Here is an 11,824-nt window from a genome sequence, read left to right as displayed (position 1 = left end):
CAGCGGTGCCCCATTGGGGGCGCGTTGAGATAAGCCTCTTTTAGATAACTTTAGCAACTCGATAGACAGTTGCAACTCCACAATTCACTGCTTTGGCAATTTCTTCCTTAGTCATATTGCCAACTACTAGCAATTCTTTTATTCGTTTATGTTTAGCCTCATTTGCCTTCTTGCCTGTTGGTTTGTAACCCGAACGTGCCAGGCCCTGCTTAATACGTTCTATACGTTTCTCATTGTCTAGGCGGGGCACTGTTGCAAATAGGCTGACATGATAAGCTAAATATCTTATTTATTTCGAGATACAGCAGATGAATCCCTTCCACGGTCGGCACTTTCAAGGTGAAATCATTCTTTGGGCTGTTCGTTGGTATTGTAAATATGGCATCAGCTATCGTGAACTTCAGGAAATGCTGGCCGAACGTGGAGTGAATGTTGATCACACCACAATTTATCGCTGGGTTCAGCGTTATGCTCCAGAAATGGAAAAACGTTTACGTTGGTATTGGCGTAATCCTACAGATCGACATTTATGGCATCTGGATGAAACTTACGTAAAAGTGAATGGCAAATGGGCATATCTATACCGTGCAGTTGACCAACGTGGCCATACTCTTGATTTCTATCTTTCTGCTAGACGAAATACCCATTCAGCTTATTGTTTTCTTGGAAAAATTTTAAATAATGTGAAGAAGTGGCAAATTCCACAAGTGATCAACACGGATAAAGCACCCACATATGGACGTGCTTTATCACGGTTAAAACGGGAAGGTAAATGTCCACCAGACCTTGAGCACAGGCAGATTAAGTATAAAAATAACGTGATTGAATGTGATCATGGCAAGCTAAAGCGGATCATCAGGGCCACATTAGGATTCAAATCTATGAAGACGGCTTATGCCACAATTAAAGGTATTGAAGTCATGCGTGCACTACGTAAAGGACAAGCATCGTCATTTTATTATGGTCAGCCTCAGGGTGAAGTGTGTCTAATCAACAGGGTTTTCGGTCTCTAAGTACTTTTTAAAGGGAACATCATCGACTCAAATCTCTATTTGCAACAGTGCCGAAATGTCCTACCTAATAACCAAATAGAAATGTCCTATATGGACAATTCCAAGTCAAGCACAGGATTTAGATTTCGTTCTTTGATTGCTATTTTCTGTGCACGTCTGCTTGGCATCTTTTGAGAACGATTGCGTTTGTTTTGTTGTTCCAGTTCTTCATGCTGTTGTTGGATATGATTCAGAACAGCACCCAACCGTTTATTCTCAACAATCTCTCGCTGATTCAGCTGACTTAATTTATCGAAGAGGCTGTAATTGATCTTTCGGCCATCATGCATGAGGGCTACAGTACCATCCGGGTATTCCAGGAACTCAAGATACTTACCGATCAACCTTTGATTTTCTTCGGTGTTTTCCAGGAGATATACGCATTTATCATAAGTAATCGTCAGGCTATTCGTGACTCTGCGGGGTTCACGCCAAGTAAAAATATCATCTAATTCTTCGGCTGTTTCAGTGATAGGCCGATGTAGATCCTTAGGATTAAAAGCCATCTTGGCGAACTTCTGATTGAACTGCTCAATGAAGCAGGGTAGCCAGGCATTAGCTTGCTCAATCGAGCTGATACCTTCCAGACGCATCTCCTTGATCAGACGGTCCTGAAGGGTTCTGTTGGCACGTTCCACACGGCCTTTGGCCTGTGGTGAATTGGCGAAGATGATATCGATATTCAGGGTACTGAGTACGCGTCCAAACTGGGTAATCTTGGTGTCTTTCTTGCTGCTTTGATTCACCCTGAAGACTGAATGTTTGTCGCTGTAAAATGCCAACGGCTTACCATGCTGCTCAACATACAAGCGTGTTGAAATCATATAATGTTTGTAGTCTTTTGTAGTGCATCCAATAGTCAAATAAATAATTGTGAAACCATGAAGACACATATCACATTGATATTTATATAAAAATATTATTTGTGATTGGAGGTGATTTTTTTAATTCTATTGATTATTGTGACTCACTACGGAGTTAATTGTCTTTAAGTATTTGTTTTTAATTGTTTTATTCTTTTAATTATTTTTATTTGATTAGGTGTTGACCTTACCATAATTGGAAAGAATAGAGTTGCTACATCAAGGGTAATGATGTACCTGATATGAAAGAATAACTTCCGAGCTTATTACCCATTATTTTTTCATAATTGTAGTAAGAGGATAACTCCATGAAACACTTTGTTCCAATGTTAATGATCGGTGCGATTGTATTTAGTGCGGGGTGTTCCTCTTCTGACGCTCCAAAGGAAAATTCAATGAGTGAGAATAAACATGAAAGCCATTCAATGCACCATGATATGAATGGTTCAGCTAAAACAGATAATCCATCTACAAATGCCTATATGGAAGTAAATACTCGTATGCACAGCGGAATGGGTATTGATTTCACGGGAAATGCAGATACTGACTTTATGTTGGGTATGATTCCTCACCATCAGGGTGCGGTTGATATGGCAAAAGTAGTTCTTCAATACGGTTCTGATCCAGAAGTGCGTCAGCTTGCCGAGAACGTTATCTCTGCCCAAGAGTCAGAAATCAAGATGATGAATGAATGGTTGGCAAAAAACAAAAATCATTCTGGCAGCAAAAATGAAGATAGCCCATCAACTCAAGCATATATTAAGATCAATGATGAAATGCACGCAGATATGATGGTTCCATTTACAGGAAATGCTGATGTTGATTTCATGAGAGGCATGATCCCCCATCATCAAGGTGCAATTGATATGGCAAAAGTAGTTCTTCAATATGGTTCTGATCCAGAAGTACGCCAGCTTGCTGAAGATGTTATCTCTGCCCAGGAATCAGAAATCAAGATGATGAATGAATGGTTAAGTAAACATAAGTAGATACTTCTCTATTCGATATTCTTTTAAATGAGGGGCTTTTTAAAGCCCCTTGTTTTATCTATAAATTTGATGAATTGAGGATTATGTTATATGCCAAAAATTATAGTTATTCCGCATGAAAAGATTTGTCCAGAGGGTGCGGAACTTGAAATTGAAAGCGGAAGTAATTTATGTCGAAGTTTATTGGATCATGGCATTCCCATAGAACATGCCTGCGATTTATCAGGTGCATGTACAACATGCCATGTTGTTCTGAAAAAAGGGTTCGACAGTTTAGAAGAAATGGATGATGTAGAGGCGGACTTACTGGATCGTGCCTGGGGGCTTACGGCCCAATCAAGACTATCTTGCCAGGTTAAGGTCCAAGATGAAAACTTGGAGGTAGAAATACCTAAGTACACAGTCAATTATATATCTGAGGGACATTAATTTTACTTTTAATGCTTGACCTTACAATTATGGCAAGGTTTATATTAAACACATCCTGAATAGTAATAGTGGAGTTAAATATGGAATTTCATGTTGAAGATATGACTTGTGGTGGCTGTGCCCGTGGTGTAACCAGAGCAATTCAAGCAATAGATGCCAATGCAAAGGTCATCACCGAACCACCCAATCGTAGTGTAAAAGTTGAAACAACTGCAACACAGCAGCAAATCGTTGAGGCTTTAACCGAGGCTGGTTTTCCTCCTCGTTAAAAACGGACGAAATGATAAAGCGACTCTCTATTGAGTCGCTTTTTTGTGGGCAATGAATTATAAGCTCAATATTTAGGAATGTTTGTGATGTTAAATTAGCAGTTATTTGACAATGTAAGTATCTAAAAGAAATGACATATTTTAGTTCATAGTTATAAATATAAAAAATAGGGAGAAGTAAAATTAATTTTACTTCTCCCTATATCCTATTGCTATTTCTTTCGGGTTAAAGGTGAAACGGAAAGCAGGTCGTTATGATGGTGAACGTCCTTTATTTCATTGTGAGGTTCTTGCAAGCCTTCAAGAATCGGACAGTCGGGTCTATTATCACCAGCACAACAGTCGATTAAGTCCTTGAGAGTATTCGCCATTTGCTGTAGGTCATTGATACGTTCTTCCAGCTTTTCAATATGACCCTGAGCCAGGCGTTTGACATCAGCACTCTGTCTACTGCGGTTATTCCATAAATCGAGTAGGTCTGATATTTCCGCTACTGAAAAACCGAGTTCACGACTTCGTTTGATAAACTTTAAACGTTCAACATCATTTACTGAGTAAGAGCGATATCCTGCATTATTACGTCCAGCAGCGGGAATCAGGCCAATCTGCTCGTAATAACGAATCATCTTGGCGGTAACTCCTGAAGCTTTAGAGACTTTACCAATGTTCATCATATCCTCCTTAGCCTTGACTGACGGATGGTGACTGGAATCGACGTAAACGTAATGCATTACCGAGTACAAATACACTGGACAAAGCCATTGCACCTGCTGCAAAGATTGGGGACATCAGTATTCCATAGGCTGGGTACAATATACCAGCAGCAACAGGAATCAACATGGTGTTATAGGCAAATGCCCAGAATAAGTTCTGATGAATATTACCAATCGTTGCTTTGGACAAGGCAATCGCATTGGCAACACCTTGTAAGTTCCCTGACATTAACACGACATCGGCAGATTCAATTGCAACATCTGTACCTGTACCAATCGCAAGTCCCACATCAGCTTCAGCCAAAGCTGGCGCATCGTTAATACCATCACCCACAAAAGCGATATGGCCATATTTTGCTTTCAGCTCTTTAACCGCACTAACTTTACCCTCTGGTAAAACTTCAGCAATCACTTCATCAATACCCAATTGTTTGGCAATCGCTTGAGCAGTACGAACATTGTCACCAGTAACCATTGCCACCTTAAGCCCTAATTGGTGTAGAGCCTTAATCGCTGCTGGCGTTGTGGATTTGATTGGGTCGGCAACTGCAATAATTCCTGCTAGTTCGCCATCGACAGCAACATAAAGAGGGGATTTACCCTCATCACCAAGACGCTGAGCTGTAACAGCAAATGGAGCAACATCAATACCAAGTTGAACCATATAACGGTCTGCACCAATATTGATTTTTTCATTACCATTGATGGTTGCATAGACACCCATACCAGTGACTGAATCAAAGGTATCGACTTTAGGTAGAGCTAGGTTTTCACTTTTTGCCGCATCAACAATTGCTTTAGCAATCGGATGTTCAGAACGGGATTCGACAGCCGCAACCATGCCTAGAACATAATCACGCTCAAACAATTGGGTTACTTCAAAGTCAGTCAGCACAGGATGACCCTCTGTCAACGTCCCTGTTTTATCAACTGCAACAACTTTAGCATCTTTTAATAGTTGTAAGGCTTCACCTTTACGGAACAACACTCCTAACTCTGCACCACGACCTGTACCCACCATAATTGAGGTTGGTGTCGCTAATCCCATTGCACACGGGCAGGCAATGATCAGCACTGCCACAGCATTAACCAACGCAAAGGTTAAGGCTGGTGATGGACCAAAAATAAGCCAGACTAGGAATGTAAGTACTGCGGCAATCATCACCGCAGGGACAAACCATAAGGTAACTTTATCCACCACAGCTTGAATCGGCATTTTAGAACCCTGTGCTTGCTCAACCAAACGAATGATTTGAGCCAGCATAGTTTCGCCACCCACCGCCACAGCGGTAAAGGTCAACGTGCCATTCTGGTTAATGGTGCCGCCTACCACATCACTGCCGATGCCTTTCTCAACAGGGATTGGTTCACCCGTAATCATGGATTCATCAACAAAACTTTTTCCATCAGTGACTTGACCATCGACAGGGATTCTTTCACCTGGTTTCACAATGATAATGTCATCTGCAACCACTTGGTCTAGTGCAATATCTACCATTTGGCCATCGCGTAAAACATGGGCAGTTTTGGCCTGTAAGCTGACTAAACGCTGGATTGCTTCAGATGTTCGCCCTTTGGCTTTTGCTTCAAGAAAACGACCCAGTAAGATTAATGCCACAATCACCGCAGCAGCTTCGTAATATACATTTACCGTTCCTGTGGGAAGGATGTTGGGTATGAATGTGGCAACAATAGAAAATAGGTAAGCTGCTAATGTACCAACCGCAACCAGCGAGTTCATATCAGGTGCTAAACGGAGTAATGCAGGCAAACCTTTTAGATAGAATCTTCGTCCTGGAATAACTAAAACCAACGTGGTCAGGATGAATTGTAAATACCAGCTATTCTGCATCCCAATAGTTTGATCAATCAGTTGATGAACACCAGGGATAAGGTGAGATCCCATTTCCAAAATAAATACAGGCAAAGCCAATAGGGTTGCAAGAATCAAATCACGCTTAAGTTCAGCACGTTCTTGATCTTTTTTCTCAAGCAGCTCTGTCTGGTCAGGAATAGAAGCTTGAATTTCTGTGGCATCGTAACCAGCTTTATCAATTGCGGTAATCAAGTCATCGACATTTGCTGAACCACTGACCGTTGCACGCTCAGTCGCAAGATTGACATTGGCCTCTTTTACACCTGCAACGGCTTTAAGGGCTTTTTCGACACGACCTACACAACTAGCACAGGTCATGCCTTTAATTGATAATTCAATATTATTTGCGGGCACGTCATAACCTGATTGTTCAATGGCATGAACCAGTACCTGACGATCCACAGGCTGATCAAGTACAATATCTGCACGTTCTGTCGCTAGATTGACCGAGGCAGACTGTACACCATCAACTTTTTTGAGTGCTGTTTCAACACGCCCAACACAGCTGGCACATGTCATCCCTTCAATTTTTAATGTAACTTTCATATTATTAGAAAGCTTATCTGTTGCCTTTCCCATAAGATATACCTATAGTGCTTACCCAATTATTAAGAGCATAAACCTTGCCATTATGGGAAGGTCAAGGGTAGAATATGTAAACATATATATTTTCTAAATAATAGGAATTTAAGTATTAGTATGAATTTTAATAATCACCCGATACCATTATCTCAAGATGAGATTATGTCTTTAGCTGAAACATTTCGGCTATTAGGTGATGCTTCACGACTTAAAATTCTACTTTTTTGTATGCGGGGGCCTAGTTCAGTAGGTGAAATCAGTGATGCTCTTGATTTATCCCAATCTTTAGTCAGTCATAATCTTCGTTTATTGCGTTCAGCTCGTTTAGTCAAAGGCGAAAGACAATCTAAACAAGTATTTTATGAGATTGATGATTTACATGTTAGTCAGGTTTTATTAGATATGGCAAGTCATATTAGTGAGGAGCACTAATTTATAGTAGTACGTAATGTATTGCAAAAATATCTAAATTAAATAACTTTAAGGGGAAAGAGGGTTATAGGAATTCTTTATTTTTATTACTCTAAACAAGAAATATATCATGCATTTATTTAAGTTATCAGTATCATCTACAAAAAGTTAAGATCAAGGGCATATAATTAAGAAATGTCTAGCTATATGCCTTGATATCTATTTGAGGAAAGTGCTATCTGTTTTTAACAGCAACTTGTAGTGTTATCTTCAAATGCACTTAATCGGCAGAAACAGGATGCTTCAATATTAATATCAGCCGAGGCAAGTGCTATATCACGTTGCAGCGAAATATCTCGAGCTTCTTTCTCTAGACCTAGTTTTGCTAAACACTCATAAAGTCCATGAAGACTCCATACATTGTTAGGGCGAATTCGGCGACGTCCAAGGTCACCTTCTAGCCCCAGTTCAATCCGATATTCTTGGGCTGCTACTTCAAAGTTTCCTTGTTCCATATTAAGTGCGCAGAATGCATGCCGAACTGGTTGTAACCAAGCTGGAGGATCACAATAAGGAAGAGCATCTTCTAATTTAATGCCTTCTCGCAAGATTGCGAATGCTTCTTTCGTATTACCTTTACGATACTCAATTTCGCCATGAATCATTTTGGCAGCAATTTTTAAAGCTTCGACCTCTTTAACAGGTATAGAGTTAAAGCGCTCTTCTGATACATTAGCTACTGCTTTTATAAAAGACTCTCTTTCTTTTTCGGCCTCTTTAACTCTTCTTAATGAAGCAAATGCTATGCCTTTTGCGTAGTGAATCATTGCGGTTGTGGAACTATATAGACCTTTATCTTTAGGTAGCTCAAGTTTCAGAATATCTTCCCACATGCCAAATCTAATCATAACATGTGGTAGTGTTGTGCAATGGCTTTCAGTTAAATTAGCCATTGGCGGTGTAGTGATATGTAGTACTTCGGGTGTTAAAATGTCATTGATACGATGAGCCATAAATAACGCTTCCTGTGATTTACCTGCCATCATTGCACCATAAGCACCTACCATTAAATTATGAACGCGATACAAGATATTCCAACCACCTGGATTCTTTTCTCTAGAAAAATATCTTTCATCGGCTGCGATTGCATCAAGATTAGAATAAACCACTCGACGCCAATCTCCGCATGCATTATCAATATGTGTGGACATATGGGCTAAATGTGACCCATCAGGTGATAAATTACGAAGGTTATCAGCAGCTGGCAATGCAACTTCAGGATAAGGTGACATTTCCATTAAATGTATATAGAGATGATTAATTACAGGATGACGATTTGCCCCAGGTTTAGTGAAAGCAACTTCAAGCACGTTTCTAGCTTCAACTGTACCTAAACCTATGGCTTCACCGGTATCTAAATCCCACAATTTACGAGGGCTCAAGCACATGAGTGCATCTGCAAACATTGCAGCTGCATCAAGATCATTAGAATATTTTTCATAAAATGATCTCATAGCTTGAGCATATGCAAAATTCAGCTCATGAAAGTCTTGTTCATCTATAGTCACGTGTTTTGGAAAGCGTGGAGCAAGGGCATCAATTAAATCTTTCTCAAATTGTGTCGCATTATGAGTCGCTGCTAACTTTGCTTGTTCCATAATTTCATTAATATATGGAATGGTATTCTGTAAGTCTGAAGGATCAAATAAATGCCAAGCTTTATTGTAATTTGGACCAGATGCAAAGGCGATGCCCCAATAAGCCATTGCGCATTTTGCATCATGTTCTAGAGCTTTCTTAAAACAATTTATGGCTTCACTCGGATTGAAACAATATGTCCATAATAAGCCACGATCAAACCAAAGTTGAGTATCAGGAGATGACGTAGTTATTTGACGCTGGTAATCTCCTAAATTGTAGTATTTATCAGACATTAAAGTCTCCTCATCAGTGAATAACAATAAAGATTTAAGGTTAGTGATTATGTCCAGCGTGTGGATCAATTTGAGTTGGGTTTTCTAAGCTACAAGTACTATTGCCTTGCCAATCAATGGCTATAGTTGGATGTTCAATAGAAAATTTGGATTTTAGCTCATTCTCAATGTTGAGAGTTAATGTCGCGAGGTCAACTCCATCTTTGGGTTTGACATGCAACGTTGCCATAGATCTACCTGATGTAATCATCCAAATATGTATATGGGTAATTTTTTCAATACCACTTACATTTTTCAAAAGATATTCAGTGATCTCTTGGGCATTAGCATTCTCAGGAGCACCCTCAAGTAAAATATGAAGAGTACGTTTAAATAAAGACCATGCGCTGCGTAGTACAAGTAAAGAAACTAGAACAGATAAAATTGGATCGATAGGAGTCCAGCCTGTGTACCAAATCACTATGGCAGCAATAATTGCTCCAACAGAGCCGAGTAAATCGCCCATTACATGGAGAATAGCTCCTTTAACATTGACATGTTCTGTATCGCCTCTTGTTAAGTACCATAAAACAAATAAGTTAACGAGCATACCTATAATAGCAACGATAAACATCGGTCCTGCCATGACAGGTTGAGGTGATTGAAAGCGTTCAATAGCCTCATAAATAATCCATCCAACGATTGCGAATAATGTAAGAGAATTCATTAAGCCAGCAATAACTTCGAATCGCATGTATCCAAATGTTTTTGAATTATCTGCAATGCGGCGACCGAAACGAAAGGCAGCATAAGCTAAACCTAAGGCAACGGCATCTGTAAGCATATGCCCTGCATCAGCCAGAAGTGCGAGTGAACCAGAGATGATTCCTCCAGTGGCTTCTACAAGCATGAACCCGAAAATGATAAAAAACGAAATCAGAATTTTTCTTTCGTTTCCGTTACTCACATCAGGAACATGTGAATGATCATGACCTTCATGCGAATGATCATGACCTTCATGCGAATGATCATGACATTTATGATTGTGATCGCGTTGATTACTCATGTATAAAAACCTAACATGTATATATTTTTACATATGAATATATGTTCATATGTAAAAATTGTCAAATTTAATTTATTAATTTTAATATAATCAATGGCATGTGCCATTTTTGAGCTAATAGGGAATCAAATTTTCTAAAGTAATACTGTTTTTACTTATTCTAAGAGAAATTTCTACTTAGGATAAAATGAATAATTTGACAGTCTAATACTGGAGGGATATTGCATGAATTTAATTTCCATAGACGGAGGTATGTTTTATAAAGCTGAAAAAACGGACTATTAAACTTATAGAAATTCACTTTTTAATAATTCATATAAATATATGTTCATTTGTATAATCTATTCAGATCACCCCAATCCTTTGAGCAGATATGGATATTTACGGTGAGCTTGATTAGCCTGGCTTAAATTTGGTTTGCAATATAACGCCTGAATACCCATTTTCTTCATTAAAGTACGTGTATGACGTCGTCCTATATGATGCCCTTGACGATTCAACAAATCACGCATCATACGACTGCCTGCAAAAGGATATTGCATATGTAATTCATCAATACATCGCATCAGCTTCAGATCTGATGAGCTAACAGGTTTTGGGCGATAATAATAACAACCACGAGAGACTTTCAGTAACTTAGCTTGTTTAGATACTGAAATCTGAAGTGAGTGATCGATTAACTTTTGTGGTTGAAGCGGCCCAGTTTCTTCAACACACCTTCTAAAAAATCAATTTCTAATGCCTGCTCACCGATTTTTGCATGTAACTTTTTAAGATCAATGGGAGGTTCTGATGGAGCTTTTGATTGATCGAAAGCTTGTGAGGAAGCTGAGATCAATTGATTTTTCCAGTCAATAATTTGGTTTTGATGAACATCAAACTCAGAACTCAATTCAGCAAGTGTTTTTTCTGCTTTGATCGCAGCAAGTGCTACCTTAGCCTTAAAGTCGTTTGAATGATTTCTTCTTGGTCTACGTGCCATAAAATACTCCATATATTGATGTTTATAACATCATTTGAGGAGCAGAGTATCACTTATAGGAGTTGTTCAAATTTCCGGATCCATCTCTTAATCAAAGGCTGATTCTGATTCACAGAAGCGTAAATGCTGCAATTTTCCTGTAGCATCATCGATAAACACCAGCAGACAGCATTTAGCAGCGCGTCCTTCAAACCAGTCATGATATGAGCCATCAATTTGGATCAGTTCACCAAAGCAATCCCGGTTGTAACGAGGCTGATACGGGCGTTTCAGGCGCTTGGATCGAGGAATCCATAAGTCAGCTGCAATCATCCAGGAACGCAGGGTTTCTACTGAAAGATCGAATCCATGTACGGTGGTGAGCTTTTCATGCGCTAAAGTGGGTCCGAAACCATGGAGTTGGTCAGAAACAATATTGAGGCACTTGAGTCTGAGTTCTTCAGGAAGTTTGGAATTGCTGATTTGGCCACGACCGGCATGGGCTAATGCAGCGGGACCTTGAGCTTTGTATTTCTGCAGTAAGCGTCTGATCTGACGTTCTGAAATATGAAGTAGCTGAGCAGCCTGGGATTGAGTTATGCGTTGATCACAGATTTCTTGCAAGACCGACAATCGTTTAAGTTCTTTATCCGACATAGACACCAACATATCAAACCGTCCGCTAACGAAATTGCAAAAG

At 39.6% G+C, this 11,824-nt stretch carries 9 protein-coding genes and 4 pseudogenes; 5 read left to right on the top strand and 8 right to left on the bottom strand.

The features are described 5' to 3' along the window. Positions 1 to 40 precede the first annotated feature (40 nt). Positions 41 to 256, bottom strand: a pseudogene (locus tag ABLB98_RS15140) (helix-turn-helix domain-containing protein); the annotation flags it as partial. Positions 257 to 308: 52 nt separating this feature from the next. Between ABLB98_RS15140 and ABLB98_RS15135 the strand changes: the two are divergent. Further along, the gene (locus ABLB98_RS15135) at positions 309 to 1,013 is read left to right on the top strand and encodes an IS6 family transposase (protein ID WP_005028420.1); all 705 of its coding nucleotides are present in this window, start codon (positions 309 to 311) and stop codon (positions 1,011 to 1,013) included. Positions 1,014 to 1,099: 86 nt separating this feature from the next. Here ABLB98_RS15135 and ABLB98_RS15130 read toward each other — a convergent pair. Further along, a pseudogene (locus tag ABLB98_RS15130) lies at positions 1,100 to 1,879 on the bottom strand (ISNCY family transposase); the annotation flags it as partial. A 344-nt stretch (positions 1,880 to 2,223) separates the two neighbouring features. Here ABLB98_RS15130 and ABLB98_RS15125 point away from each other — a divergent pair. From ABLB98_RS15125 to ABLB98_RS15115, 3 genes are all read left to right on the top strand, one after another. Next, positions 2,224 to 2,904 (top strand): DUF305 domain-containing protein, encoded by a 681-nt coding sequence (locus tag ABLB98_RS15125; protein WP_000680279.1) that lies wholly within the window; start codon positions 2,224 to 2,226, stop codon positions 2,902 to 2,904. A 90-nt stretch (positions 2,905 to 2,994) separates the two neighbouring features. Further along, a complete protein-coding gene (gene fdx / locus ABLB98_RS15120; protein ID WP_001124186.1) occupies positions 2,995 to 3,333 on the top strand; it encodes an ISC system 2Fe-2S type ferredoxin in 339 nt (112 codons plus the stop codon). 80 nt (positions 3,334 to 3,413) lie between these two features. After that, entirely contained in the window at positions 3,414 to 3,602 is a 189-nt protein-coding gene (locus tag ABLB98_RS15115) for a heavy-metal-associated domain-containing protein (RefSeq protein ID WP_000394310.1), read from the top strand. A gap of 212 nt (positions 3,603 to 3,814) precedes the next feature. Here ABLB98_RS15115 and cueR read toward each other — a convergent pair whose 3' ends face one another. Both cueR and ABLB98_RS15105 read right to left on the bottom strand, forming a co-directional pair. After that, positions 3,815 to 4,273 (bottom strand): Cu(I)-responsive transcriptional regulator, encoded by a 459-nt coding sequence (gene cueR / locus ABLB98_RS15110; protein WP_061403561.1) that lies wholly within the window; start codon positions 4,271 to 4,273, stop codon positions 3,815 to 3,817. Positions 4,274 to 4,283: 10 nt separating this feature from the next. Next, positions 4,284 to 6,770 (bottom strand): heavy metal translocating P-type ATPase, encoded by a 2,487-nt coding sequence (locus tag ABLB98_RS15105; RefSeq protein WP_023187989.1) that lies wholly within the window; start codon positions 6,768 to 6,770, stop codon positions 4,284 to 4,286. Between the two features lie 165 nt (positions 6,771 to 6,935). Here ABLB98_RS15105 and ABLB98_RS15100 point away from each other — a divergent pair, with 165 nt between their 5' ends. Continuing rightward, the gene (locus tag ABLB98_RS15100) at positions 6,936 to 7,205 is read left to right on the top strand and encodes a helix-turn-helix transcriptional regulator (RefSeq protein WP_086222489.1); all 270 of its coding nucleotides are present in this window, start codon (positions 6,936 to 6,938) and stop codon (positions 7,203 to 7,205) included. Between the two features lie 224 nt (positions 7,206 to 7,429). Here ABLB98_RS15100 and ABLB98_RS15095 read toward each other — a convergent pair whose 3' ends face one another. From ABLB98_RS15095 to ABLB98_RS15080, 4 genes and pseudogenes are all read right to left on the bottom strand, one after another. Then, the gene (locus ABLB98_RS15095; RefSeq protein ID WP_023187987.1) at positions 7,430 to 9,118 is read right to left on the bottom strand and encodes a hypothetical protein; all 1,689 of its coding nucleotides are present in this window, start codon (positions 9,116 to 9,118) and stop codon (positions 7,430 to 7,432) included. 40 nt (positions 9,119 to 9,158) lie between these two features. Next, entirely contained in the window at positions 9,159 to 10,163 is a 1,005-nt protein-coding gene (locus ABLB98_RS15090; RefSeq protein WP_023187986.1) for a cation diffusion facilitator family transporter, read from the bottom strand. 356 nt (positions 10,164 to 10,519) lie between these two features. Continuing rightward, a pseudogene (locus ABLB98_RS15085) lies at positions 10,520 to 11,157 on the bottom strand (IS3 family transposase); the annotation flags it as partial. A gap of 78 nt (positions 11,158 to 11,235) precedes the next feature. Continuing rightward, a pseudogene (locus ABLB98_RS15080) lies at positions 11,236 to 11,781 on the bottom strand (helix-turn-helix domain-containing protein); the annotation flags it as partial. Positions 11,782 to 11,824: the final 43 nt, after the last annotated feature.

This window comes from Acinetobacter yuyunsongii, from assembly GCF_041021915.1.
Taxonomy (GTDB): domain Bacteria; phylum Pseudomonadota; class Gammaproteobacteria; order Pseudomonadales; family Moraxellaceae; genus Acinetobacter.
Note: the sequence above shows the minus strand (reverse complement) of the source record. Positions and strands in the feature narration are given on the sequence as shown.

What these genes read in the sequence shown, in the direction of transcription:
- ABLB98_RS15135 (WP_005028420.1), top strand. Translation starts at nt 309, where the DNA reads ATGAATCCCTTCCACGGTCGGCACTTTCAAGGTGAAATCATTCTTTGG.
- ABLB98_RS15125 (WP_000680279.1), top strand. Translation starts at nt 2,224, where the DNA reads ATGAAACACTTTGTTCCAATGTTAATGATCGGTGCGATTGTATTTAGT.
- fdx (WP_001124186.1), top strand. Translation starts at nt 2,995, where the DNA reads ATGCCAAAAATTATAGTTATTCCGCATGAAAAGATTTGTCCAGAGGGT.
- ABLB98_RS15115 (WP_000394310.1), top strand. Translation starts at nt 3,414, where the DNA reads ATGGAATTTCATGTTGAAGATATGACTTGTGGTGGCTGTGCCCGTGGT.
- cueR (WP_061403561.1), bottom strand. Translation starts at nt 4,273, where the DNA reads ATGAACATTGGTAAAGTCTCTAAAGCTTCAGGAGTTACCGCCAAGATG.
- ABLB98_RS15105 (WP_023187989.1), bottom strand. Translation starts at nt 6,770, where the DNA reads ATGGGAAAGGCAACAGATAAGCTTTCTAATAATATGAAAGTTACATTA.
- ABLB98_RS15100 (WP_086222489.1), top strand. Translation starts at nt 6,936, where the DNA reads ATGTCTTTAGCTGAAACATTTCGGCTATTAGGTGATGCTTCACGACTT.
- ABLB98_RS15095 (WP_023187987.1), bottom strand. Translation starts at nt 9,118, where the DNA reads ATGTCTGATAAATACTACAATTTAGGAGATTACCAGCGTCAAATAACT.
- ABLB98_RS15090 (WP_023187986.1), bottom strand. Translation starts at nt 10,163, where the DNA reads ATGAGTAATCAACGCGATCACAATCATAAATGTCATGATCATTCGCAT.